This window comes from Streptomyces sp. UNOC14_S4 (genome assembly GCF_020740835.1).
GTDB lineage: Bacteria > Actinomycetota > Actinomycetes > Streptomycetales > Streptomycetaceae > Streptomyces.
The window spans coordinates 1-748 of the sequence record NZ_JAINFC010001023.1 but is presented as its reverse complement, the minus strand read 5'-3'; the positions used below and the strand labels follow the sequence as shown (position 1 = coordinate 748).

Below are 748 nucleotides of genomic sequence, written 5' to 3'. Positions count from 1 at the left end.
TGCCCGCCCGTCCCGCCGCCGGAGTCGCCGTCGTGACGGCCCGGCTGCCTGCTGCTCCACTGGCTGCCCCAGGCGGGCGGCTCCTGCTGCCGCGGCCCGCCTTCCTGCTCCTCCTGGTGGCCCTCCTCCTGGTGGCCCCGGGCCTGCGGGCGCGGCTGCCACGGCCGGTCCGCCTGCCCCTCCGGCGGCGGCGCGAAGGGATTGTCCTGCTGACCCGAGGGCGAAGGGGGCGAGGACGGGGACGACGACGGTGACGACGGCGACGACGAGGGTGACGGCGAGTGCGACGACGGAGGGCGTTCTTGCGACATGCGGGTGGGGCTCACCGTCGCGTCCCGCTCGGTGGCGGGCAGCGGGAAGCGGTGAGCCTCGTGGAGGCGTCGGTCCGGCATGTGGAGTGAGTCTTCCCCTTGTGTCGTCGTGCTGTGCGTCCCGGTGCGCGCGGAGGTTTCCCGCACACCATGACGCCCTGCACACCGAACGTACGGCGTCGCGCTCGGATTCCGTTCGTCGCGTGTGTTTCGTCGCGTGTGCATCCGTGCGCTTTGCCCGCGCTTTCCGTGCGCTGCTTCCAGACGCTACCTCCCACGCGTGCCCCCGTCCCGCGGGGGCCGTTCCGCGTGCCGGTATCGTTGCTGGCGGTCGGCGTCTTCGTAGAGTCCCCCGTATCCGGGGACCCTTCCGACTTGTACGACCATACAAAGCGACCGAGTGAACCGCCGCAAACCCGCGAGAAAGGGCCCCACCG

1 pseudogene is annotated in these 748 nt (G+C 72.1%); it reads right to left on the bottom strand.

Annotated features, from left to right (window positions below):
- A pseudogene (locus K6I34_RS37695) lies at positions 1–392 on the bottom strand (hypothetical protein); the annotation flags it as partial.
- Positions 393–748: the final 356 nt, after the last annotated feature.